Below are 22,454 nucleotides of genomic sequence, written 5' to 3'. Positions count from 1 at the left end.
CAGAGCTGAATGGTAAGTTAAATCTAACCTGGATTGCAGACTGTCATGGGAGGATTGCCTGATGAAAACGCGCGCCGCTGTCGCCGTTGCCGCCGGAAAGCCGCTGCAGATCATGGAGGTCGACCTCGAAGGTCCCCGCGATGGCGAGGTGCTGGTCGAGATCAAGGCAACCGGCATCTGCCACACTGACGAGTTCACGCTGTCGGGCGCCGACCCGGAAGGCCTGTTTCCGGCGATCCTCGGCCATGAGGGCGCCGGCATCGTCGTCGACGTCGGCAAGGGCGTCTCCTCGGTCAGGAAGGGCGACCATGTCATCCCGCTCTACACGCCGGAATGCCGGCAGTGCCCGTCCTGCCTGTCGCGCAAGACCAATCTGTGCACCGCCATCCGCGCCACGCAGGGACAGGGCTTGATGCCGGACGGCACCTCGCGCTTCTCGATCGGCAAGGACAAGCTGTTCCACTACATGGGCTGCTCGACCTTTTCCAACTTCACCGTGCTGCCCGAGATCGCGGTGGCCAAGGTCAATGCCGACGCCCCGTTCGACAAGATCTGCTACATCGGCTGCGGCGTCACCACCGGCATCGGCGCTGTGATCAACACGGCCAAGGTCGAGCAAGGCGCGACGGCGGTCGTGTTCGGCCTCGGCGGCATCGGCCTCAACGTCATCCAGGGCCTGCGCCTTGCCGGCGCCGACATGATCATCGGCGTCGACCTGAACAACGACAAGAAGGAATGGGGCGAGAAATTCGGCATGACGCATTTCGTCAATCCGAAGGAGATCGACGGCGATGTCGTGGCTCATCTCGTCAACATGACCAAGCGCGGCGCCGACCAGATCGGCGGCGCCGACTACACCTTCGACTGCACCGGCAACACCAAGGTCATGCGGCAGGCGCTGGAAGCGTCGCATCGCGGCTGGGGCAAGTCGGTCATCATCGGCGTTGCCGGCGCCGGCCAGGAGATCTCGACGCGGCCGTTCCAGCTGGTCACCGGCCGCACCTGGATGGGCACCGCCTTCGGCGGCGCGCGCGGCCGCACCGACGTGCCGAAGATCGTCGACTGGTACATGGCCGGCAAGATCGAGATCGATCCGATGATCACCCACACGCTGAAGCTCGAGGACATCAACAAGGGCTTTGACCTGATGCATGAAGGCAAGTCGATCAGGAGCGTGGTAGTCTATTGAAGGAGGTACTGATCCGGGTTCGGATCCGATATCCGAATTTCAGCGAGTCGCTCAGTATGCAGAGCTGGCAATTCGGCGAACATCTTTGGGTAGCGCTTAGGAATAACAACCGCGTTCGCATCGACCTCGATGAGATCGACCGCGGCAGAGAAGAAATATCGTTTCTCGTGCGCGATACATATCTGAGTAAGGCGCTCAAGGTGGTAGAGCGCGTCAAGCAAGAACACCGTATGGAGAATGAAGCGGTAATCGAAACGGAACCAGCATAGAACCAAGGGAGGAGACAAAAATGCCGGAAAAACTGCATCCTAAAATCGACAATGGACTGCCACGGGAAAAGGCCGATTTTGCCGGCGGCACGCTGGTCTGCGCCTGCACCAGCAACCCGGTCAAGGTCAAGGTCAAGGGCCAGATCGCCCACAACCATGCCTGCGGCTGCACCAAATGCTGGAAGCCGGAAGGCGCGCTGTTCTCGGTCGTGGCGGTTGCCGGTACAAACGACGTGACGGTGACCGAAAACGGCGACAAGCTGAAGATCGTCGATCCGGGCGCGCTGATCCTGCGCCATGCCTGCACCGGCTGCGGCGTCCATATGCACGGCCCGGTCGAGCGCGACCACGCTTTCAAGGGGCTGTCCTTCATCCATCCCGAACGCTTCCAGGAAGACGGCTGGTCGCCGCCGGGCTTCACCGCCTTTGTCTCTTCGATCATCGAGTCCGGTGTCGATCCGAGCCGCATGGACGGCATAAGGTCACAGCTGAAGTCGATCGGGCTCGAACCTTATGATTGCCTCAATCCAGGACTGATGGACTATATCGCCACCTGGACGGCCAAGCGGTCCGGCGCGTTGCCGGCCTAGTAGCCGCTCGACTATCATCGATCGAGCCGGGCGACGCCGCCCGGCTCTTTCACATTTGGAACAACGATGCCCGCACCTGCTATTCTCGTCGATGCCGACGCTTGCCCGGTGAAGGCCGAGGTCGAAAAAGTCGCCGAGCGGCACGGCATCGTCGTCACCTTCGTCTCCAATGGCGGCTTGCGTCCGTCGCGCGATCCGATGATCCGCAATGTCGTCGTCTCCAAGGGCGCCGATGCCGCCGACGACTGGATAGTCGAAAATGCCCGGTCCAACGATATCGTGGTGACCGCCGATATCCCGCTTGCCGCGCGCGCGGTGGCGCTTGGCGCCCACGTACTTGGTCCGACCGGACGCCCGTTTACGCCCGAAACGATCGGCATGGCGGTGGCAATGCGCGATCTCAAGCAGCATCTGCGCGAGACCGGCGAAAGCAAGGGCTACAATTCGAGCTTCGCGCCGCAGGACCGCTCGCGGTTCCTCGGCGAGCTTGACCGCATCCTACGGCGGGCGCTGAAATCCGCGTCTGCGGACTGAAGGCCATGGCGACTGGTACCCCGACCAAGATGCCCATGCGACGCCACACGCCGTTCGCGGTGTCGGCCTGCATCGGCGTGGCAGCCTTTGGCGCCGCGCTGGTCTGGCGTGCGCCGCTTGCCTATTCGATCGGCGCCAATGTGTTCTTTGCCGCCTATCTCGTCCTTGTCATCGCCCATATGCCGCGGCTTACCGGCAGCTATCTGCGCAAGAATGCAGGCGACACGGACCTGCCGGTACTGGCCATCTTCGCGGTCACGCTGATTGTCGTCGCTATTGCCATCATGTCGTTGTTTCAATTGATCAACAGGGAGAAGAGCGCGGACACCGTCGAGCTTATGGTGGCGCTGCTGTCTATCCCGCTTGGCTGGTTGACCATCCATGCGATGGCCGCACTTCACTACGCGCATATCTACTGGTTGGATGGCGATGCGATGGATGGCGACACAAAAAAGAAAATTCCGGTCGGCGGCCTCGACTTCCCGGGCGGCAAGCGGCCGGAAGGCTCGGATTTCCTCTATTTCGCCACGGTGATCGGCATGACGGCGCAAACCGCCGACACCAACATCACGACCTCGCAAATGCGCCGTGTCGTGCTTGTGCATTCGATCCTGTCGTTCTTCTTCAACACGGTCATCGTGGCAGCCGCGGTCAACCTCGCCGTCAGCCTCGGCAGTCCGTAATAAATCCGTGATCGGGTGAAACATCGCTTAGGCTGGCGACGTATTGGGAGGAGAAGAGATCTGACAGGCCATGCGGAACCGCTTGGCAGGGAGGCACGGAAAACATGGAATCAGTTGCCAGAGGCGAAGCCAGCACCGAGGCAGATAGCGCTGCTTCGACGGATGCGACGCTGATCTATCGCCAGTCGCGCTGGACGCGGCTGACGCATTGGCTGTGGGCGATCGCGCTGTTCTTCATGCTGCTTTCCGGTCTGCAAATATTTAACGCCCGCCCACAGCTCTACATCGGCAAGGAGTCGGGTTTTGGCTACAACAACACCGTCTTCGCCATTGGCGCCGAGAATACGGCGACTGGCCCGCGCGGCTATACCGAAATCTTCGGCAAGCGCTTCGATACCACTGGCGTGCTCGGCTGGTCGGGTCCGGCCGGCCAGGAGACCTCCCGTGCCTTCCCGTCCTGGGCGACGATCCCTTCCTATTACGATCTCGGCACCGCGCGCGTTGTTCATTTCTTCTTCGCCTGGGTGCTGACCACCACGCTGCTGGTCTGGCTGGTCGCCAGCCTGATCAACGGCCATTTGCGCCGCGATCTTGCCCCGCGCCTCGATGATTTCAGGCGCCTGCCGCGAGACATTGTCGAGCACGCCAAGCTCAGGTTCCATCACACGCGCGACTACAACACGCTGCAGAAGATGGCCTATGGCGGCGTGCTGTTCGTGCTGCTGCCGCTGATGATCATCACCGGCCTTGCCATGTCGCCGAGCATGGATTCGGTGCTGCCGTTCCTGAATGATCTGCTCGGCGGCCGACAGACGGCACGCACCATTCATTTCACGGTGATGCTGCTGCTCGTCGCCTTCTTCATTATCCACATCCTGATGATCCTCGCCGCCGGCCCGATCAACGAGCTGCGCTCCATCATCACCGGGTGGTACCGAACCGACCCGCCGGCGCATGGCGACAAAGCGCCAGAGAGGAGTGCCTGACATGGCGAAATTCGAGATCAGCCCCAAGCTACAGATAAGCCGAAGAAAGTTCCTGACCTCGGCCAGCCTCGGCCTTTCCGGCATCATGCTGTCGGGCTGCGACGCCTTCGACAGCCAGCTTGGCGTCGGCGACAGCCTGCGCAGCTTCCTCGAAAGCGCCAATGGCCTGACCTGGCGGGCGCAGCGACTGCTTGCCGGCGCTGATGCGCTGGCGCCGGAGTTCACCGAGGCCGACATTCGCCAGCCGCAGCGGCCGAACGGTGTCACCGCACCGGACGACGATTTCTACAAGGGCCTGCTCGCCAGCGATTTCGCCGACTGGCGGCTGGAGGTTTCAGGCCTGGTCGAAAAACCGCTGTCGCTGAGCCGCGAGCAGCTGATGAACATGCCGAGCCGCACCCAGATCACCCGTCACGACTGCGTCGAAGGCTGGAGCTGCATTGCCAAATGGACCGGCACGCCGCTGTCGCTGGTGCTCGACCAGGCAGTGGTCAAGCCGCAGGCGCGCTACGTCATGTTCCACTGCCTCGATACGATCGACCGCAGCCTGGCCGGCGACATCAAATATTACGGCTCGATCGACCTGGTCGATGCTCGTCATCCGCAGACGATCCTTGCCTATGGCCTCAACGGCAAGCCGTTGCCGGTCGAAAACGGCGCGCCGCTGCGCGTCCGCGTCGAGCGCCAGCTCGGCTACAAGATGCCGAAATACCTCTACAAGATTGAGCTGGTCGACGGCTTCGCCAATATCGGCGGCGGCAGAGGCGGCTATTGGGAGGACAATGGCTACGACTGGTACGGCGGCATCTGACCGAAACCTGACCCGAGCTTCATCTAACTGTCGTCGTCGCTGTCGTCGCCGTCGCTGCGCAGGGCCGGATTCAGGTCAGGATTGTCGTCAGGGGTGACAAGCTTGCCCAGCCCGTGCGGTCCCTGGTAGTTGCCGTGGGTATCGAAGTTGGGGTTGCCCTGATTGTCGAATTGCGGCGTCGGATCGATCGATTGGTCGTAACGGCGCGGGCGCGGCTTCGGATAGTAATTATCGGAATGATGGCGATGCGAATTGCCGTTGTCGAGAATGGCACCTACCACGCCGCCGACGATAATGGCTGCGGCGACGTCGCCAGCAGAGGGATTGCGGTTGGGGCTGGCGACTGCGAATTCGGCCGAGCAACCATTGTCGACCCAGATGCCGCCGGCGTCATAGCCCCAGCTTCTACCGTATACGCAACGCGCCTTCGACAGCCTGGAGGTCAACTGCACGCCGCGGCGCGTATCGATCCCGCAATAGGAATAGCGGTAATCGGCGCTGGAGCAGACCACGCGTTTTGCCCCCGCAGCCTGCGCTGCCGCCGGCAGCAGCGAAAGCTTCGCCGGATTGCCCAGGATGCAAACCAGGAACATCATCGAACCGGTAACCGCCATCCGTGCCGACATCGCAACTCTCCATGAGGGTCCGCTATCGACAGAATGGCACCTCTGTGTAAATCTGACAACCGGACGGGCTCAGCGAGGTTATATTAATGCGCGCTAAGATGATCGCCACAACTATACTTGCCCTTTCTGCGTGGTTGGCTTTGTCGCTGCTGCCAGCCCGGGCGGACGACAGCCTCAAGCGCATCATCGACCAGAAGACACTGACGGTCGGCGTGGCGCTCAACCCGCCATGGATCCTCAAGAAGGCCGACGGGAAGTTCGCCGGCTATGATGTCGACCTGACCAGTGCGCTGGCGTCTGATCTCGGCGTCGACCTGAAGCTGGTCGAGGTGCCCTGGAACGACCTTAAGACAAGACTGCTCAAGGGTGATTTCGATATGATCGCGGCGGGCTACGCCAGCACGCCGGAACGCGCACGCGAGGTGGTATTCTCCAACCAGACCGGTACCGCCGATATCCGTATGGTTGCGACGATCGCCAGCCTTGGGAAAAGGCCGGGAAAGGCAGTGGCGGCGCCGGGATATAAGATCGCCGTGCTGTCCAATTCCACCGATGAAGCCGCCGCGAAGGAAGCTTTTCCCAAGGCGACCATCCTGTCTTTCGACAATACCTCAGATGTTTTCGCCGCGATCATCGGCGGCGACGCACAGGCGATGGTCGCGACGTCGCCGACGCCGCAGATGGCCGCCAGGCTCTATGACGCGAAGTTGACGATGGTGGGCGGCCCGCTGTTGCGGACGCCGGAAGCGTTTGCGATGCGCCCGGACGATGTCCGCCTCATCCAATACGTCAACAACTGGATCGGCGCGCGCACCGCCGACGGCACCATAGGCGGCGTGCGCCGCTACTGGTTCGGCAGCTTCAAATGGATGTTGCGCTTCGACACCAGTGCCAAGCCGGAGCCCGCCAAACAATAGCGTCGCGCGACTGCTTATGCGACCTTGTCGATCAGCGGCTTCAGCGCCGGGTGGATTTCCGGCGAGGCGTGCTTGATTAGCGTCAGCAGCGCGCGCTCGTTCTCCTGCAGCGGCCGGTCGCCTATGTGTTCAGCGAGCCATTTGGCCTCGCCGGCATCGACCGTCTCGGCGCGGCGGGCCAGAGCCTCGGCTGCCTTGTTCTTGGACTCCCACTCGGCTTCGATATCGCCGGGTGAGCGATAGGCTTCCATGATGCCGGACAGGCCGCCCGATACCATGCGGCTGAAGAACCCGCCGATTTCCGGATCGGCCTGTTCGAAGAACGAATCCCGGCGCAGCGCCACGTCGCGCACCGGCGGTTCGTAGCCGGCCGAACACATGACGAAATTGGCGATCGCCTTGACGAACAGATCGTTCCAGGACGGATCGTTGTCGCCCGCCGCTGTGCGCTCGTTGATCTTGAACAGCACCTCGGCCTCGGCGCGGCTGATGGCGATGTTGCCATCGCCGCCATAGGCGTAAAGGATGCGGCGCAACAGCTCGACCTCAGCCTTGGCAATCGACCCAGGGATAAGCCTGCCGCCGGTCATCAGCGGCCCCTTGCCGTCCACGACCGCATGAGCGACCTGCTCCAGCGCATAGCTGGAAAGCGTGCTCGGCGATGATTTGGCAACTTCCAGCACATGCACCAGCAGCTCGAGTTCGGTCTGGCTGTCGACCATGCCGTCGCGCGAAATCGTCCGAATCAGCCAGTCGGCATTGTCCTGCGAAACATAGCCCGCCGGCTTTTCCTGGTGGACGATGAAATCGGTGACCGCCTCGACGAAAAACTCGAGCCATTCCGTGCATTTGTCCCTCGCCGTTGCATCCAGCGCAAACAGCGCCTCGGCCTCGCCGCGCGTTGCCACGCCGTCGCCGAACACTTCGCCGCGCAGCATGACCACGTCTTCCGCCGTGATCCGATTTTTCGAGGTCAGCCCGGCCACCGGCGCGCTCATGATCAATTCGCCCATTTTCTTCCCCGCCGCCGCCGGTAATTGCCGGCCCTTATGCGGTATATCGGCAAGGTCTTGAGAAACCGGCAAGCGGCGTGGTTAGCGAAGGCTTGCCTATAAAGAAGGCCCGCAGAAGACTTGGCAGTAAAAATGTCGCCGGCAGGTGACAAGGTGTCGTCCACGGGCTATGGATGACGAGTCGAGGGCTCCTGACCGAGTCCTACCTGTTTGTGGGAGAGAGCAGCGAGAGCTGCCGCCGAAGGGGAAATCGCCCGAAATCTCTCAGGCAAAAGAACCGTAGACGGGAAAGACACTCTGGAAAGTCGGGGCTTGCCCCCGCGCCGAAGGTGTAAGCGCTGCCGACAGAGTTACGGGGCGCGAGTCTCTCAGGCTTCAGACAGAGGGGCACGGACTGGTCGCCATTCGCGGCCGCTTGCGTGCGACTCTGGAGATGACATGACGGGCGACGATACCAAACACCTTCCCCTCGAAGATCTGCACATGGCAGCTGGTGCGCGCTTTGGCGCCTTCGCCGGCTGGTCGATGCCGCTGACCTATCCGGCCGGCGTGATGAAGGAGCACCTGCACAGCCGTGAGCATGCCGGCCTGTTCGACATCTCGCACATGAAGCTGTTCGAAATCAGCGGTACGGGGGCAGCAGCGCTTCTGAACCGCGCCTGCCCGTTCGATGCCGGCGCACTTGAGGTTTCCCAGTCCAAATACACGTTCTTCCTCAATGAGGCGGCCGGCATTCTGGACGATCTGATCGTCACCAGGCTCGGCGCCGAGCGCTTCATGATGGTCGCCAATGCCGGCAACGCCGCCGCCGACGAAAAGCATCTGCGCGCACTGGCCAAAAATTTCGATGCAGAGGGCGATTTCGATGTAAAAGTGGATGCGCTCGACCGCGTCTTCCTGGCCATACAGGGCCCCGAGGCGTGGGCTGCCCTTTCCCGCGCCGGCATCGAGACCGGTTCGCTGGTGTTCATGCACGGCATCGAGCCGCGCGAAAAATGGTTCATGAGCCGGTCCGGCTATACCGGCGAAGACGGCTTCGAGATCGGCCTGCCGGAAGCGGATGCAAGAAACCTCGTCGCCAGGCTGCTCGAGGACGAGCGGGTGATGTGGGTCGGCCTTGCCGCCCGCGACAGCCTGCGGCTCGAAGCCGGACTGTGCCTGCACGGGCTGGACATCACGCCGGAGATCGATCCGGCCAGCGCCGGGCTGATGTGGGCCATCCCCAAGGAGGTTCGCGCCTCTGGCGCCTTCATCGGCGCCGATGCGCTGCGCGCCATCCTGGAGCGTGGTCCGGCGCAAAAACGCGTCGGCCTGAAGCCGGAAGGCCGCCAGCCGGTGCGCGCCGGTGCTGCCCTTTTCGATGCTGACGGCAACCCTGCCGGCCATGTCACCTCAGGCGGCTTCGGCCCCTCGGCCGGTCATCCGGTCGCCATGGGTTACGTCCAGACGCCGCTTGCCAAATCCGGCGCAAAACTGTTCGCCGATGTCCGCGGGACGAAAATCCCGGTCGACATCCACCCCTTGCCCTTCACGCCCCATCGCTACCGCAAAGGATGATTTCAATGGCAAAGACCTATTTCACCGAAGATCACGAATGGCTGCGCGTCGAGGGCGGCATCGCCACGGTCGGCATCACCGATTACGCGCAGCAGCAGCTCGGCGATCTCGTCTTCGTCGAACTGCCGGAGCCGGGGAAGAAGCTGGCCAAGGGCGACACCGCCGTGGTGGTCGAATCGGTCAAGGCCGCATCGGACGTCTACGCGCCGGTCGACGGCGAGATCACCGAGGCCAACACCTCGCTGTCATCGGATCCTTCACTCGTCAATTCGGCGGCAACCGGCGACGGCTGGTTGTGGAAGATGAAGCTGGCCAATGAGCGCCAACTCGACGGACTCCTCGATGAAGCCGCTTACAAAGCCCATATTGGTTGATAGCAGGACCAGGAAGATGACCGCAGCACCCTACCCCTTCTCGGCTCGCCATATCGGCCCGGGCCTCCATGACGTCAGAGCCATGCTGGCGACGATCGGCGTTCCTTCGGTCGAGACCCTGATCAGCCAGGCAGTGCCGAAGTCGATCCGGCTCGACCGGCCGCTGGCCCTGCCCGCGCCCGCAACCGAAGCGGAAGCGCTGGCCGAGCTCGCGGCGACGATGGCAAAGAACACGGTGCAGAAGAGCTTCATCGGTGCCGGGTATAATGGCGTCCACGTGCCGCCGGTGATCCAGCGCAACCTGTTCGAGAACCCGGCCTGGTATACGGCTTACACGCCTTACCAAGCCGAGATCAGTCAGGGCCGGCTGGAGATGCTGTTCAACTTCCAGACACTGGTGACGGAACTGACCGGCCTGCCGGTGGCATCGGCCTCGCTGCTCGACGAGGCGACGGCGGTGGCCGAAGCGGTTGGCATCGCGCTGCGCCATCATCGCGACAAGCGCACCAAGGTGGCACTGGCCGGCACGCCGCACCCGCAGACGCTGGACGTCGTGCGCACCCGCGCCGAGCCGCTCGGCATCGAGGTCGACGGCGAGGTGATCGACGACAACACCGCCGCCCTGCTGGTCTCCTGGCCCGATACATTCGGCGTCTACGGCGACCACAAGGCAGCGATCGACAGGGCCCGTGCTGCCGGCGCGCTGGTCGTCTTCATCGCCGACCCGCTTGGCCTGACGCTGACCGATGCGCCGGCCAGGCTTGGCGCCGACATCGCCGTCGGCCCGATGCAGCGTTTTGGCGTGCCGATGGGCTTTGGCGGGCCGCACGCCGCCTATTGCGCCGTCTCCGACAGGCTGACGCGGCTGATGCCCGGCCGGCTCGTTGGCCAGTCGACGGATAGCAAGGGCCGTCCTGGTTATCGCCTCGCTTTGCAGACACGCGAACAGCATATCCGCCGCGACAAGGCGACGTCCAACATCTGCACCGCACAGGCGCTGCTCGCCAATATGGCGACGGCCTACGCGATCTGGCATGGCCCTGCCGGGCTGCAGGCGATTGCCGGCCGCGTCCACACGCTGGCCAACCGCCTGGCTGCCGGCCTCAAGGCAGCGGGCGTTTCGGTGGTCGGCGACAGCCATTTCGACACGGTGACCGTGAAAGTGAAGGGCAGAGCCGGCGCGATTGCCGCCGCCGCAGAAAAGACCGGCCGGCTGCTGCGCGTCATCGACGCCGACCATGTCGGCATCAGCTTCGACGAGACCTCCACCGAGGCCGATCTGGAGGCGATCGCAGCACTTTTCGGCGCCAAGGCCGGCGTTGCCGCCGGCAGTTCCATGCCAGGAAAACCGCGCGGCAAGGAGTTTCTCACCCAGCCCGTCTTCCGCGAAAACCACTCGGAAACCGACATGATGCGCTTCCTGCGCCGGCTGGCCGACAAGGACCTGGCGCTTGACCGCGCCATGATCCCGCTCGGCTCTTGCACCATGAAGCTCAACGCCGCCGCCGAAATGATGCCGGTGAGCTGGCCTGATGTCGCCAACCTGCATCCCTTCGCCCCGGCTGACCATTCGACCGGCTATCGCGCCATGATCGACGAGCTGGAAGGCTGGCTGGCGGAGATCACCGGCTTCGACGCGGTGACCCTGCAGCCCAATGCCGGCAGCCAGGGCGAATATGCCGGCCTGCTCGCCATTCGCGGCTACCACCGCTCACGCGGCGAAGGCCATCGCACCGTCTGCCTGATCCCGTCCTCGGCGCATGGCACCAATCCGGCAAGCGCGGCCATGGCCGGCATGAGCGTCGTCGTCGTGCGCTGCACCGAGGACGGCAATATCGACATGGTCGACCTGCAGGCCAAGGCGGCCGAGCATGCGCACAACCTTGCGGCGCTGATGTTCACCTATCCTTCGACGCATGGCGTATTCGAGGAGGGCGCGCGCGACCTTTGTGCCCTCGTCCACAGCCATGGCGGCCAGGTCTATTTCGACGGCGCCAACCTCAACGCGCTGGTCGGCCTCGCCCGTCCCGGCGATATCGGCGCCGATGTCTGCCACATGAACCTGCACAAGACCTTCTGCATCCCGCATGGCGGCGGCGGCCCCGGCGTCGGCCCGATCGGCGTCAAGGCGCATTTGAAGCCATATCTGCCCGGCCACGTCACCGAAGGCTCGGCCCATGCCGTGGCGGCGGCACCGTTCGGCAGTGCCTCCATCCTGCCGATCACCTGGATGTATATCCGCATGATGGGCGCTTCCGGCCTGAAGCAGGCGACCGAGACGGCGATCATCTCCGCCAACTATGTGGCGACGCGGCTTGGCGAGCATTTCCCCCTGCTTTACAAAGGGCGCAACGGACGCGTCGCGCATGAATGCATCCTCGACACCCGCGTGCTCAAGGACAGCGCCGGCATCAGCGTCGACGATATCGCCAAGCGGCTGATCGACTATGGCTTCCACGCGCCGACCATGTCGTTCCCGGTCGCCGGCACGCTGATGGTCGAGCCGACCGAGTCCGAGCCCAAGCGCGAGCTGGATCGTTTCTGCGAGGCCATGATCGCCATAGCCGGCGAGGCAGCCAAGGTGGCGAAGGGCGAATGGCCGTTGGCCGACAATCCTCTAGTCAATGCGCCGCACACCGCCGCCGAGGCGTTGGCCGGCCAGTGGACCCATCCCTATTCGCGCCTGGAGGCGGCCTACCCCGCCGGCGATGCCGACACGGCGGCAAAATACTGGCCGCCGGTGTCACGCATCGACAATGTCGCCGGCGACCGCAACCTCGTCTGCTCCTGCCCGCCGCTGTCGGAATATCTGGGTGCGGCGGAATAGATCATGATCCCGAAAAGTGGAATCCGGTTTTCGGACAAGATCACGGGTCTAACAAGCAGATAGAAACCTCAATCAGGCAGAACGCAAGGCCGGCCCGTCGGCCTTGCTCGCCCGGTCCCGAACGACGACGCGATTTCGCCCGGCGCGCTTTGCCGCATAGAGTGCTGCGTCGGCTTCGGCCAGCACATCGTCGAGACCGGTGCCGTTTGTTCCGCCAAAGCCGATGCCGCCGCTGACTGTGCTTCGCAACGGACCGAGTTGGGTGGCCACGACTTCCGTGCCGAAGGCGACGCTGATCTTGCTCGCAATGTCATAGGCCTTCTCTTCCGTCATCCGCGATATGACGAGCACGAATTCCTCGCCGCCCAAACGGAAGGCGTCGACGCCGGTCCGGGCGTATTTCCTGATGACGGCGGCAAAGCGGCACAGAACCTGGTCGCCGACCGGGTGACCGAATACGTCGTTCGTCCTCTTGAAATGGTCAAGGTCGAACATGGCAACGGACATGAACGGACCGAAGACCCGCTCGCCGTAGAGTGCCGTCAACGCCCGCCGATTCATCAGCCCGGTCAATGGATCGGTCATCGTCTCGGCCTTCAATTCGATCTGCGCCTGCAAATGGTGCAGGGAGAGCGTCAATGCGCCGAGCCCGGTCATGCAGGCGACGGCCACGACGGAATTCACCCGCTCGGCCCAATTGTCGGGCGCAACACCCAGCACCCATTGGCCCGTGACCAGCAGGACCGCGCCGCAAAGTCCGAACGACAGGGCACAGACGCCGCTCAGGAACGAGACGACCAGCAATATCCGGCGATCGTGACCACCCTCAATCCAGAACATCGCCCCGATGAGCGAGAGCAGCGCCGTTACCGTCGCGTAGGTGACAATAAAGCCGACACCATCAAACCCGAGATACGTCGCGCCCGCGCAAACGGCCATCGCAACCAAGGTCGGCAAGATGGCTCGCCTGTAGTCGCCTATGCCGAGGTATTGCATGGCCGACAGGCAGATGATCAGGAAGCCGAGGCTGAGCAGCGCAAGCACGATCTGGCAAAGCCAGGCGCTTGGATCCCTGGTGTAATGCCAGAACAACACCACATGTGCGACGAGCACGAGAATGCCACACGCCACCGTCAGCACAAAGCGTGCCTGTGGCGCGCTGAACCAGATGGCAAACATGGTGATGCTAAGGCACGTGCCCGACAGCGCCGCCGCGAGCAGGAGCGAACTGTAATCCAACATGCTTAAGCGACAGCCTCTTGAGGGTTCCGCTGCATTCTAGGTCAGCGACAGTCCGCAAATACCGCCTTTTAGCCAATCTTCCGGCGTAACCTTCGGACAGGGTTTACAAAACGTCGATGCTCCACCTTCGACCCCATTTCCGCCGCTTGGCTGTCGAATGGTTTTGCAGTAAGAGGCCCTATCCTCGAACGTAACAGGAACCTCCGTCGCCTGCCCGCCAAAAGCGTGGCAGTATCGGGTGGTGATTCGCAGCATCGGAATCCAGGACCGGCATGGACGACAATAACGATCTTTTCGCCAAATTGGACAAGCAGCCGCAACCGGCTCGCGCCGCCGCGCGCCCGGCCGACCCGCTGGTGCAGGCGGCGAAGCGGCCGGCGCCCCGCGACGCCAGCGAGAGCTATAGTGCCGCCGACATCGAAGTGCTGGAGGGGCTGGAACCGGTGCGACGGCGCCCGGGCATGTACATTGGCGGCACCGACGACAAGGCGATGCACCATCTGTTCGCCGAAGTCATCGACAATTCGATGGACGAGGCGGTCGCCGGCCATGCGACCTTCATCGATGTCGAGCTTTCCGCCGACGGATACCTGTCCGTAACCGACAACGGCCGCGGCATTCCGGTCGATCCGCACCCGAAATTCAAGAAGCCGGCGCTCGAACTCATCATGACGACGCTGCATTCAGGCGGCAAGTTCGACAGCAAGGTTTACGAGACGTCCGGCGGCCTGCACGGTGTCGGCGTTTCCGTGGTCAACGCGCTGTCCGACCATCTCGAGGTCGAGGTCGCGATTGGGCGCAAGCTCTATCGCCAGCGCTTCTCGCGAGGCGTTCCGGTGACCGGCCTGGAGCAGCTCGGCGAGGTGCACAACCGCCGCGGCACGAAGATCCGCTTCCATCCAGACGAGCAGATTTTCGGCAAGGGTGCTGCTTTCGAGCCGGCGCGGCTCTACCGCATGGCGCGGTCAAAGGCCTATCTGTTCGGCGGTGTCGAAATCCGCTGGACCTGCGATCCCTCGCTGATCAAGGAAAAGGACACGACGCCGGCCAAGGCAGAATTCCATTTTCCGGGCGGCCTCAAGGACTATCTGAAAGCCTCGCTCGGCGACGAATTCCAGGTGACCCGTGAAATGTTTGCCGGCAAGAGCGAGAAGCAGGGCGGTCACGGTTCGCTCGAATGGGCGGTGACCTGGTTCGGCGGCGACGGTTTTATCAATTCCTATTGCAACACCATCCCGACCGCGGAGGGCGGCACGCATGAGGCCGGCTTCCGCAACGTCCTGACGCGCGGCTTGCGCGCTTATGCCGACCTGGTCGGCAACAAGCGCGCCTCGATCGTCACTTCCGAGGATGTGATGATCTCGGCGGCAGGCATGCTGTCGGTGTTCATCCGCGAACCGGAATTCGTCGGCCAGACCAAGGACAGGCTCGCGACGATCGAGGCGATCCGCATCGTCGAAAGCGCTATCCGCGACCCGTTCGACCATTGGCTGGCCGACAATCCGCAGGAAGCTTCGAAACTGCTCGAATGGGTGATCGCGCGCGCCGACGAGCGGGTGCGCCGCCGCCAGGAAAAGGAAGTGTCGCGCAAAAGTGCGGTGCGCAAACTGCGGCTGCCCGGCAAGCTCGCCGACTGCACGCAGAATGCCGCCGCCGGTGCCGAGCTGTTCATCGTCGAGGGCGATTCGGCCGGCGGTTCGGCAAAGCAGGCGCGCGACCGCGCCAGCCAGGCGGTGCTGCCCCTGCGCGGCAAGATCCTCAACGTCGCCAGCGCCGGCAACGACAAGCTTGCCGCCAACCAGCAGATATCCGACCTCATCCAGGCGCTTGGCTGCGGCACGCGCTCGAGATATCGCGACGAGGACCTGCGTTACGACCGGGTCATCATCATGACCGATGCCGACGTCGACGGCGCCCATATCGCCTCGCTGCTGATCACCTTTTTCTACCAGGAGATGCCGAGCCTGGTCCGCGGCGGCCATCTCTATCTGGCGGTGCCGCCGCTTTATTCGATCCGGCAAGGCGGCAAGGTCGCCTATGCCCGCAACGATGCGCACAAGGACGAACTCCTGCGCACCGAATTCGCCGGGCGCGGCAAGGTCGAAATCGGCCGCTTCAAGGGGCTGGGCGAAATGATGGCTGCCCAGCTCAAGGAAACCACCATGGACCCGAAAAAGCGCACGCTGCTCAGGGTCGACGTTATCGATGCCGAGGCGGCGACCAAGGATGCGGTCGACGCATTGATGGGGACCAAGCCCGAGGCCCGTTTCCGCTTCATCCAGGAACGCGCGGAATTCGCCGAGACGGAAGTGCTGGATATCTGAGCTCCCGCCGCTAGCTTGGCCTTCTGAGCTGGAGACGAGCACTTGACCTGGGCGCGGCTGAAGGACGATATCGGCACGCGGATCGCTGGCCTGACGCGGCCGACGCGTTCGGACTGGATCTTTGCCCTGCGCACCGTTTCGGCCGGCCTCATCGCGATATTGGCCGCCTATGCGCTGAAGCTCGACCACCCGCAATGGGCGATGATGACGGTGTTCATCGTCGCACAGCCGGTCGCCGGCATGGTGCTGGCGAAGGGGTTTTATCGTCTCCTCGGCACGCTTGCCGGCGCGCTGGCGGCGATCGGCATTACCACTGTTTTCGATGCTAACCCCTGGTTGCTGGTTGCAGTTCTTGCCGTCTGGATCGGCATCTGCTCGCTGGTCTCGTCGCTGCTACGCAATCCGGAAGCCTATGGCGCGGCGCTTGCCGGCTACACCGCGATGATCATCGGCCTGCCGGCTTTCGGCCAGCCGCACCTCGTCATCGATCTCGCCGTGGCGCGCTGCGCGGAAATCGTGCTTGGTATCGTCTGCGCTGCGCTGACCAGCCGGCTGATCCTGCCGAAACTGGCCGCCGACGCCATCATCTCAAGACTGAAACGCAGCATTCTCGACCTGGCAGCCTATGCGGACGGCGCTTTTTCCGGCGGCGATGCGGAAAAGCTTGCCGGGCTGCACCGCAAGCTGATCGGCGACGTCCAGACGCTCGGCGAGATGCGCACCTACGCAAGGCTGGAGGGGCCGAGCCTCGCCACCCGCGCCTATCCGGTCCGGCGTACCATCGGCCAGCTTCTGTCGGCCCTGTCGGCGGCGCGTGCGCTGCATGCCCATGCCGCTCCGAAGAATGCAGCCCTCATCCCCGTTCGCGCCGAGTTGCAGGCCGTTGTAGGCGAACTGGTAGCCAAGCCGGGCGCGCTGGACGATACGGCGCCCTGGGTGGCGCGGCTCGACGCAATCGCCGGCAAGGCACGGCAGATGCCTGGCATCGCGGCCGGGCAAGACATTGACTGGGCTGGCACTGTCACCCGTCTAACCATTGCCGCCGACTTCGCCGGGGCAATGCAGCAAGTGCTGCGCGGCCTGGATGCACTCCGCTCTCCCCCGTCTCGTGCCAGTCGCGAACGGCGGCAGCCAGCGCTGGTGGTGCACCGCGATTACCGTGCGGCATCGCGCAATGCCGTGCGCGCAGCAATCGCCACGCTCCTGGTCGCCGGCTTCTGGCTGGCGACGAAATGGTCGGACGCGACCGGCACGGTCATTCTGGTCGCCGTTGTCTCCAGCTTGTTCGCCGCGCGCGCCGATCCGATCCGGTCGGCATGGAACTTCTTCGAGGGCACGTTGCTCGCCCTGCCGTTCGCGTTTGTGGTCGGGCAGATAGCACTTCCAGCGCTGCCGGGCTTTGGCTGGTTCGCGGTTTTCGTCGTCCCGATCCTGGTGCCAGCGGCACTGGGCATGGCCAATCCGCGTTACGTCGGCGTGGCAACGGCCTTTGCGATCAATTTCCTCGCCTTCCTCAGCCCACATCAGGTCATGACCTACGATCCGGAGCCGTTCCTCGCCAATGCGGCAGCGGTCCTTGTCGGCATTCTTCTGGCGATCGGCGTCTTCGCCGTCGTGCTGCCCGCCGACCCTTGGGTTACCCGCATCCTGCAAACCATGCGCGAAGATCTTGCACGCCTTTGCCTGCACGACCGCCTGCCGCGGCGATCGGCCTTCGAAAGCCTTGCCTACGACCGGATCAACCAGTTGATGCCACTGCTGCAGAACGCCGGCAAGAAAGGCGACGCGGTTCTCGGCGGCGGCATAGCTGCGGTTACCGTCGGCCTCGAAATCCTACGGCTGCGCAACGCGCAGCAAAGTTCCGCGATCCCGCCTGAAACAGCACTTTCCATCGCCAATTTCCTGCGCGGTCTGGCACGCGAACTGCTGTTCAGGCGTCCCGGCGAGCCGCAGACGGCGACCGTCGCAGTCGCCAGGCAGTATGCAGCAGGCATCGCGGAGCGCAGCGTCGCGGCCGAAATGCTGCAGATCGCCGCCTCGCTGCGCATCATTGCCGCCGCGATCGAGGATTTTCCGGATTTTTTCGCGAAGGACCGGGTTTAGGCAGCGGCGATCGCCAGCGCGTGCCCGCGTGCGTTCTCGCGCAGCGCGTCGAGATGGATCGATTTGACCAGCCCGGCGAGATCGCCTTCTGCGGAGTGTCCGCCCAATTCCTTCAGCATCAGCCAACTGACTTCCTGGACGCCGGCGAGGCGTTTGCCGTTGGCGACCTCGCGCCAGACCTTCAGCGCGCGCAGAATGATGGCGTGGGTGGCGGCGGCAAGCCCGGCGCTGCGGAACAGTGCCTGCAGAGCCACGTCATGGCCGCCGGCCAGCAGTGCTCTCACCCGTTGTTCGGACTGTTGGCTGAGCGCGACCAGCGCCGAACCAAAGAAGTCGACCTTGCCGTGCGCAATGGTGCGGACGACGAAGCTTGCGGTCAGGTCGCCGCGCAGGCGCAGATGTTCGACAAGTGCGGTATGTTCCTCTGTCCGCGTGCCTTCGATCAGCGTCACCGAAGCCTTGATGCAAGCATCGCGCGTGACGCGCTCGGCCCTGGCGGCGCCCATCAGCGCCAGCACCAGCGGCGACCCCTTGAGCATCTCCCCGAGCTTGACCAGCAGCATATGCCGGCAATCGGCGGGCAGCCGGGTGTCGGCGATCAGCGCCTCGCGCACCAGAGGCAGATGGCCGTGCCGCTCGGCCATGCGGCGAAAGCTGACGGATGCGATGTCGGCGCCGCTGTTGGCGAGCAGCGTGGCGCAGGCTTCCGGCTCGCCGATCTCGGCGATCGCCGCCGCAACCGACATCGAGACGCGTGGCCGGTCGGCGATCACCTTCTGCGTCGCCTTCTGGCCGCCGGCAACCCGATCGATCAGGTCGGCATCGGTGAGCAGCGGCGAGCGCGCCAGCACCAAGGCTGCGACTTCCGGCTGGTCCGAGGCCAGCGCGCTGACGATCTGCGGCGGCGCATGATGGCTCATGGAAAGCGCGTCGGCGATCGCCGCCCGCACCTTCGACGATACGTCATCGAGCAGCAACGTCAGCGCCGCCTCGGCAGCGCAGCGGTCCTCGAAAGGCAGCTCCGAGTCGACATAGGCGCGAGCCAGCGCGCTTGCCGCCGCAGCACGCTCCGACACCTTCGCCGTATGGATCCATTTCAGGAAATGCGAAACGACCATGTCGCCTGCTTACGCCCCTTGCCAGAACGCTTCTGACCCTGGTGGAGACCGTAGGCACAAATGGTTTACGAACGGTTCACCATGTTCGTTAACTGGCTTGCGAGCGCGATATGCAACGCCTATCAACCCTGAAGCAGCGGAGGAGATCGACCATGGCCGGGCTTTATCTTGAGGAGTTCGCTGTCGGCCAAGTGTTCACGCACACGCTGCGCAAAACCGTGACCGAAAGCGACAACATGTTGTTTTCGGTGATGACGTTGAACCCGCAGCCGCTGCACATCGACTTCGACTTCGCGGCGAAGAGCGAATGGGGCAAGCCGCTGGTCAATTCGCTGTTCACACTGGGCCTGATGATTGGCATTTCAGTCAACGACATCACCGTCGGCACCACCATCGCCAATCTCGGCATGAAGGAGACGGTGTTTCCACATCCCGTCTTCCATGGCGACACCATTCGCGTCGAGACCACGGTGGTTTCGGTGCGTGAATCCAGGTCGAAGCCGGACCGCGGCATCGTCGAGTTCGAGCACCGCGCCTATAACCAGAACGATGTGCTGGTTGCCAAATGCACGAGGCAAGCCATGATGATGAAAAAGGCATAGCCGATGCGTTCTCTGCTCTTCGTTCCCGGCGATTCGGAAAAGAAGCTGGAGAAGGGCTTTGGCGTAGGCGCCGACGTGGTCATCGTCGACCTCGAGGATTCGATTGCCGAGCAGAACAAAGGTCTGGCACGCGACACAGCGGCGCGTTTCATCGCCGCGCACAGGCACCGGACCAGCTCCGCGATCTATGTTCGCGTCAACGATCTTTCGACCGGACTGACCGACGACGATCTGGCGGCGCTCGTGCCGGTGAAACCAGACGGCATCATGCTGCCTAAGTCGAACAGCGGACTGGATGTCCAGCATCTCTCGGCCAAGCTCAGGGTGCACGAAGCCGAAAGCGGCCTGCCGGATGGCGCGATAAGGATCCTGCCGATCATCACCGAAACCGCAGCCGGCGTAATGGCCGCTGCAACCTACGCCAAGGCAAGCGCGCGGCTTGTCGGCGTCACTTGGGGGGCGGAAGATCTGTCGGCGGCAATCGGCGCACGCGCGACGCGCGACGGGAACGGCCGCTACACGGATGTGTTCCGCCTCGCCCGCACCATGACCATGCTTGCCGCAAGTGCCGCGGAAGTCGCGGCAATCGACACCGTCTTTCCGGATTTTCGCGACATGGCCGGCTTCGAGGCCGAATGCGCCGAGGCCGAGCGCGACGGTTTCACCGGCAAGATGGCGATCCATCCGGCGCAGGTGCCGGTCATCAACGCCGCCTTCACGCCTTCGGCGCAAGCGGTGAAAAGCGCCCTGGCGATCGTCGAGGCGTTCGAGGCGGCAGGAAATCCAGGCGTCGTCGGCATCGACGGCAAGATGTACGATCGGCCGCATCTCAAGCTCGCAGAGCGGCTCCTGGCGCGAGCCAAGGCATCGGAGCTTGATCCTTAGGGGTCTGTTCCGCGCCGGAATTATCCCACCCACGGCCCTGAATAGTCGGCATAGAGCTTTGCCGGATCGGGCCGCGGTCGTTCCGGCGCTGGCCCCTGGTAAAAGCCGATATGGACGAAGCCGACGACCCGCTCATGCGGCGCCAGGCCGAGGATCGCCCTGCCCTCGGGCACGTCGGAATACCAGTTGCTGATCATGTTGGTGCCGTAGCCCAGCGCATTGGCGGCAAGCATCAGGTTCATCGCCGCCATGCCGCCGGACAGGAACATCTCCCATTGCGGGATCTTTGGATTTTCCCTAGGGATAGAAATCACGCCGATGACCAGCGGCGCCCGCGAAAAGCGCGCCAATTCCTGGTTGCGCCGGCCTTCCGGCAGCGGCCCTTCGCGCTGTTCGGCAAGTTTTGCCAGCTTCTTGCCGATCTCGATGCGGGCCTCGCCGCGATAGAGGATGAAACGCCAAGGCTCCAGCCGGCCGTGGTCCGGCACCCGCGAGGCGGCGGCGATCATCGTCGCGATCTCCGCATCGCCCGGTGCCGGTTCTTTCAAATCCGGGATCGGCGCGGAATTTCGGGTCAGCAGAAAATCGATGATCGGCGACGCCATGGGCGCAAGTCTCCTGGAATTTGAGCTGAAGCGCACCATCGGGACATCGGGCGGCTTGGGCATTGGCGCGGCGCGCCGGACAAAGAGCCCTGTAGCAGAAGCCGACCGGACTCTTAAGCCTTGAAATTGCCACCGCCTTGGGCTTCAACGCAAGGCATGTTTGAGGGGACATTGCGTCTTTTCCTGATATGGCTCGCTGCCGCACTGTTGATGGTGCCGGTTTCGCTTGCCGTCGCCCAGGATGTGGACGGCCTTGGCGAGCTGAAGCTTCCCGGAATTTCGGGCTATGCACCTCCGAAAAGCGAGACATCGCTGGCATTGGGCAGCAGCGGGGCGATCACGCTGTCGGCGCAATTGACCGACAAGGGCGCCGACATCACGCGCGGCATAGTCTGGCGCGTCTTCAAACCCGAATCGGCCAGCGACGGCAAGCTGACGATGGTCGCCTCCTCTCATGGCGGCACCGCCATATTCCAGCTCGAGCCGGGTTCGTATCTGGTCCACGCCTCCTACGGGCGGGCCGGCGCCACCAAGCGCATCACCGTCGGCAAGGAAGCCAAGCGCGAGAGCCTCGTGCTCGATGCCGGTGGCCTCAAGCTCGATGCAGTGCTGTCCGGCGGGGTACGCATACCGCCGAAGAAGCTGCGCTTCTCGATCTATGAGAGCCACGCCGCGGCCGATGGCGATCGCGCCCTGATCATACCCGATGTCGAGCCGAACAGCGTCGTGCGGCTCAATGCCGGCACCTACCACGTCGTGTCGACCTATGGCGCGGTGAACGCGGTCATCCGCTCCGACATCCGCGTCGAGGCCGGCAAGCTGACCGAAGCGACCGTCGAGCACCGTGCCGCCGAGATGACCATGAAGCTGGTGCGCGAACCAGGCGGCGAGGCGATCGCCGACACCTCCTGGTCCCTGCTCAACGAATCCGGCGATCCGATCAAGGAAACCGTCGGCGCCTTTGCCTCGATGGTGCTGGCCGAGGGCGACTACACCATCATCGCCAAGAACCGCGACCGCATCTACCAGAAGGATTTTACGGTGGTGGCTGGGCACAACCAGGACATCGAGGTTCTGGCCACCGAGGCTTCGGCCATCGATTCCGAGGAAGGCGCCGACTGAGACGCGCCCCTCTAAGCTGCCTTGTGCATGGGTCGCGCCAGCGCGTCGCCGACGCGCACGTCGATCGATTTGCCAGA

21 protein-coding genes and 1 riboswitch are annotated in these 22,454 nt (G+C 63.5%); of the genes, 16 read left to right on the top strand and 5 right to left on the bottom strand.

Going from position 1 to position 22,454, the window contains the following annotated elements:
- Positions 1–61: 61 nt before the first annotated feature.
- From NKH59_RS12845 to NKH59_RS12815, 7 genes are all read left to right on the top strand, one after another.
- On the top strand, positions 62–1,189 hold the full coding sequence (locus tag NKH59_RS12845) for an S-(hydroxymethyl)glutathione dehydrogenase/class III alcohol dehydrogenase (RefSeq protein WP_352540649.1): 1,128 nt from the start codon (positions 62–64) through the stop codon (positions 1,187–1,189).
- Entirely contained in the window at positions 1,186–1,458 is a 273-nt protein-coding gene (locus tag NKH59_RS12840; RefSeq protein WP_352451332.1) for a hypothetical protein, read from the top strand. The genes NKH59_RS12845 and NKH59_RS12840 overlap by 4 nt, the downstream gene beginning before the upstream one ends.
- Before the next feature lie 20 nt (positions 1,459–1,478).
- Entirely contained in the window at positions 1,479–2,048 is a 570-nt protein-coding gene (gene gfa, locus NKH59_RS12835) for an S-(hydroxymethyl)glutathione synthase (RefSeq protein ID WP_352451333.1), read from the top strand.
- 66 nt (positions 2,049–2,114) lie between these two features.
- The gene (locus NKH59_RS12830; protein WP_352454435.1) at positions 2,115–2,582 is read left to right on the top strand and encodes a YaiI/YqxD family protein; all 468 of its coding nucleotides are present in this window, start codon (positions 2,115–2,117) and stop codon (positions 2,580–2,582) included.
- Between the two features lie 5 nt (positions 2,583–2,587).
- Complete coding sequence (locus tag NKH59_RS12825; RefSeq protein ID WP_352473888.1) at positions 2,588–3,265, top strand: DUF1345 domain-containing protein; 678 nt, start codon at positions 2,588–2,590, stop codon at positions 3,263–3,265.
- Positions 3,266–3,369: 104 nt separating this feature from the next.
- Positions 3,370–4,251, top strand: coding sequence for a cytochrome b/b6 domain-containing protein (locus NKH59_RS12820; RefSeq protein WP_352473889.1), 882 nt, complete (start codon positions 3,370–3,372; stop codon positions 4,249–4,251).
- Between the two features lies 1 nt (position 4,252).
- A complete protein-coding gene (locus NKH59_RS12815; RefSeq protein ID WP_352454438.1) occupies positions 4,253–5,062 on the top strand; it encodes a molybdopterin-binding protein in 810 nt (269 codons plus the stop codon).
- Positions 5,063–5,085: 23 nt separating this feature from the next.
- On the opposite strand, the gene NKH59_RS12810 is transcribed toward NKH59_RS12815, so the two are convergent.
- A complete protein-coding gene (locus NKH59_RS12810; protein ID WP_352540650.1) occupies positions 5,086–5,688 on the bottom strand; it encodes a DUF3011 domain-containing protein in 603 nt (200 codons plus the stop codon).
- Between the two features lie 86 nt (positions 5,689–5,774).
- Between NKH59_RS12810 and NKH59_RS12805 the strand changes: the two genes are divergently transcribed.
- A complete protein-coding gene (locus tag NKH59_RS12805) occupies positions 5,775–6,605 on the top strand; it encodes a transporter substrate-binding domain-containing protein (protein WP_352540651.1) in 831 nt (276 codons plus the stop codon).
- A 14-nt stretch (positions 6,606–6,619) separates the two neighbouring features.
- Here the strand turns inward: NKH59_RS12805 and NKH59_RS12800 are convergent, their stop codons facing one another.
- Positions 6,620–7,618, bottom strand: coding sequence for a hypothetical protein (locus tag NKH59_RS12800; protein ID WP_352540652.1), 999 nt, complete (start codon positions 7,616–7,618; stop codon positions 6,620–6,622).
- A gap of 203 nt (positions 7,619–7,821) precedes the next feature.
- A riboswitch (glycine riboswitch) is annotated at positions 7,822–7,908 on the top strand.
- 148 nt (positions 7,909–8,056) lie between these two features.
- Between NKH59_RS12800 and gcvT the strand changes: the two genes are divergently transcribed.
- The 3 genes from gcvT to gcvP are packed head-to-tail and all read left to right on the top strand — an operon-like array spanning position 8,057 to position 12,376.
- Complete coding sequence (gene gcvT, locus NKH59_RS12795; protein ID WP_352473893.1) at positions 8,057–9,175, top strand: glycine cleavage system aminomethyltransferase GcvT; 1,119 nt, start codon at positions 8,057–8,059, stop codon at positions 9,173–9,175.
- A 5-nt stretch (positions 9,176–9,180) separates the two neighbouring features.
- Positions 9,181–9,549 carry a glycine cleavage system protein GcvH gene (gene gcvH / locus NKH59_RS12790; RefSeq protein WP_352451343.1) on the top strand — a complete coding sequence of 123 codons (369 nt, stop codon included), beginning with the start codon at positions 9,181–9,183 and terminating at the stop codon, positions 9,547–9,549.
- A 16-nt stretch (positions 9,550–9,565) separates the two neighbouring features.
- Complete coding sequence (gene gcvP / locus NKH59_RS12785; protein WP_352540653.1) at positions 9,566–12,376, top strand: aminomethyl-transferring glycine dehydrogenase; 2,811 nt, start codon at positions 9,566–9,568, stop codon at positions 12,374–12,376.
- A 72-nt stretch (positions 12,377–12,448) separates the two neighbouring features.
- Here the strand turns inward: gcvP and NKH59_RS12780 are convergent, their stop codons facing one another.
- Positions 12,449–13,618 carry a GGDEF domain-containing protein gene (locus tag NKH59_RS12780; protein WP_352540654.1) on the bottom strand — a complete coding sequence of 390 codons (1,170 nt, stop codon included), beginning with the start codon at positions 13,616–13,618 and terminating at the stop codon, positions 12,449–12,451.
- 272 nt (positions 13,619–13,890) lie between these two features.
- On the opposite strand from NKH59_RS12780, the gene parE reads away from it, so the two are divergent.
- Together parE and NKH59_RS12770 are read left to right on the top strand one after the other, a co-directional pair.
- Positions 13,891–15,942 (top strand): DNA topoisomerase IV subunit B, encoded by a 2,052-nt coding sequence (parE, locus tag NKH59_RS12775; RefSeq protein WP_352540655.1) that lies wholly within the window; start codon positions 13,891–13,893, stop codon positions 15,940–15,942.
- Between the two features lie 42 nt (positions 15,943–15,984).
- Positions 15,985–18,045 carry an FUSC family protein gene (locus NKH59_RS12770; protein WP_352540656.1) on the top strand — a complete coding sequence of 687 codons (2,061 nt, stop codon included), beginning with the start codon at positions 15,985–15,987 and terminating at the stop codon, positions 18,043–18,045.
- Here NKH59_RS12770 and NKH59_RS12765 read toward each other — a convergent pair.
- Entirely contained in the window at positions 18,042–19,163 is a 1,122-nt protein-coding gene (locus tag NKH59_RS12765; protein ID WP_352540657.1) for a DUF2336 domain-containing protein, read from the bottom strand. The genes NKH59_RS12770 and NKH59_RS12765 overlap by 4 nt on opposite strands.
- A gap of 110 nt (positions 19,164–19,273) precedes the next feature.
- Between NKH59_RS12765 and NKH59_RS12760 the strand changes: the two genes are divergently transcribed.
- Positions 19,274–19,765 carry a MaoC family dehydratase gene (locus tag NKH59_RS12760; RefSeq protein ID WP_502901046.1) on the top strand — a complete coding sequence of 164 codons (492 nt, stop codon included), beginning with the start codon at positions 19,274–19,276 and terminating at the stop codon, positions 19,763–19,765.
- Positions 19,766–19,768: 3 nt separating this feature from the next.
- Positions 19,769–20,650, top strand: coding sequence for an HpcH/HpaI aldolase/citrate lyase family protein (locus NKH59_RS12755; RefSeq protein WP_352540658.1), 882 nt, complete (start codon positions 19,769–19,771; stop codon positions 20,648–20,650).
- Positions 20,651–20,670: 20 nt separating this feature from the next.
- Here NKH59_RS12755 and NKH59_RS12750 read toward each other — a convergent pair whose 3' ends face one another.
- A complete protein-coding gene (locus NKH59_RS12750; RefSeq protein ID WP_352540659.1) occupies positions 20,671–21,255 on the bottom strand; it encodes a nitroreductase family protein in 585 nt (194 codons plus the stop codon).
- 156 nt (positions 21,256–21,411) lie between these two features.
- On the opposite strand from NKH59_RS12750, the gene NKH59_RS12745 reads away from it, so the two are divergent.
- Positions 21,412–22,377 carry an RgsD C-terminal domain-containing protein gene (locus NKH59_RS12745; protein ID WP_352540660.1) on the top strand — a complete coding sequence of 322 codons (966 nt, stop codon included), beginning with the start codon at positions 21,412–21,414 and terminating at the stop codon, positions 22,375–22,377.
- The last annotated feature ends 77 nt before the right edge of the window (positions 22,378–22,454 follow it).

It is taken from the genome of Mesorhizobium sp. M0998 (assembly GCF_040318885.1).
GTDB lineage: Bacteria > Pseudomonadota > Alphaproteobacteria > Rhizobiales > Rhizobiaceae > Mesorhizobium.
Note: the sequence above shows the minus strand (reverse complement) of the source record. Positions and strands in the feature narration are given on the sequence as shown.

Excerpts from the sequence above, each read along its gene's own strand:
- NKH59_RS12845 (WP_352540649.1), top strand. The coding sequence starts at position 62 with ATGAAAACGCGCGCCGCTGTCGCCGTTGCCGCCGGAAAGCCGCTGCAG.
- gfa (WP_352451333.1), top strand. The coding sequence starts at position 1,479 with ATGCCGGAAAAACTGCATCCTAAAATCGACAATGGACTGCCACGGGAA.
- NKH59_RS12830 (WP_352454435.1), top strand. The coding sequence starts at position 2,115 with ATGCCCGCACCTGCTATTCTCGTCGATGCCGACGCTTGCCCGGTGAAG.
- NKH59_RS12825 (WP_352473888.1), top strand. The coding sequence starts at position 2,588 with ATGGCGACTGGTACCCCGACCAAGATGCCCATGCGACGCCACACGCCG.
- NKH59_RS12820 (WP_352473889.1), top strand. The coding sequence starts at position 3,370 with ATGGAATCAGTTGCCAGAGGCGAAGCCAGCACCGAGGCAGATAGCGCT.
- NKH59_RS12815 (WP_352454438.1), top strand. The coding sequence starts at position 4,253 with ATGGCGAAATTCGAGATCAGCCCCAAGCTACAGATAAGCCGAAGAAAG.
- NKH59_RS12810 (WP_352540650.1), bottom strand. The coding sequence starts at position 5,688 with ATGTCGGCACGGATGGCGGTTACCGGTTCGATGATGTTCCTGGTTTGC.
- NKH59_RS12805 (WP_352540651.1), top strand. The coding sequence starts at position 5,775 with ATGCGCGCTAAGATGATCGCCACAACTATACTTGCCCTTTCTGCGTGG.
- NKH59_RS12800 (WP_352540652.1), bottom strand. The coding sequence starts at position 7,618 with ATGGGCGAATTGATCATGAGCGCGCCGGTGGCCGGGCTGACCTCGAAA.
- gcvT (WP_352473893.1), top strand. The coding sequence starts at position 8,057 with ATGACGGGCGACGATACCAAACACCTTCCCCTCGAAGATCTGCACATG.
- gcvH (WP_352451343.1), top strand. The coding sequence starts at position 9,181 with ATGGCAAAGACCTATTTCACCGAAGATCACGAATGGCTGCGCGTCGAG.
- gcvP (WP_352540653.1), top strand. The coding sequence starts at position 9,566 with ATGACCGCAGCACCCTACCCCTTCTCGGCTCGCCATATCGGCCCGGGC.
- NKH59_RS12780 (WP_352540654.1), bottom strand. The coding sequence starts at position 13,618 with ATGTTGGATTACAGTTCGCTCCTGCTCGCGGCGGCGCTGTCGGGCACG.
- parE (WP_352540655.1), top strand. The coding sequence starts at position 13,891 with ATGGACGACAATAACGATCTTTTCGCCAAATTGGACAAGCAGCCGCAA.
- NKH59_RS12765 (WP_352540657.1), bottom strand. The coding sequence starts at position 19,163 with ATGGTCGTTTCGCATTTCCTGAAATGGATCCATACGGCGAAGGTGTCG.
- NKH59_RS12760 (WP_502901046.1), top strand. The coding sequence starts at position 19,274 with ATGCAACGCCTATCAACCCTGAAGCAGCGGAGGAGATCGACCATGGCC.
- NKH59_RS12755 (WP_352540658.1), top strand. The coding sequence starts at position 19,769 with ATGCGTTCTCTGCTCTTCGTTCCCGGCGATTCGGAAAAGAAGCTGGAG.
- NKH59_RS12750 (WP_352540659.1), bottom strand. The coding sequence starts at position 21,255 with ATGGCGTCGCCGATCATCGATTTTCTGCTGACCCGAAATTCCGCGCCG.
- NKH59_RS12745 (WP_352540660.1), top strand. The coding sequence starts at position 21,412 with ATGTTTGAGGGGACATTGCGTCTTTTCCTGATATGGCTCGCTGCCGCA.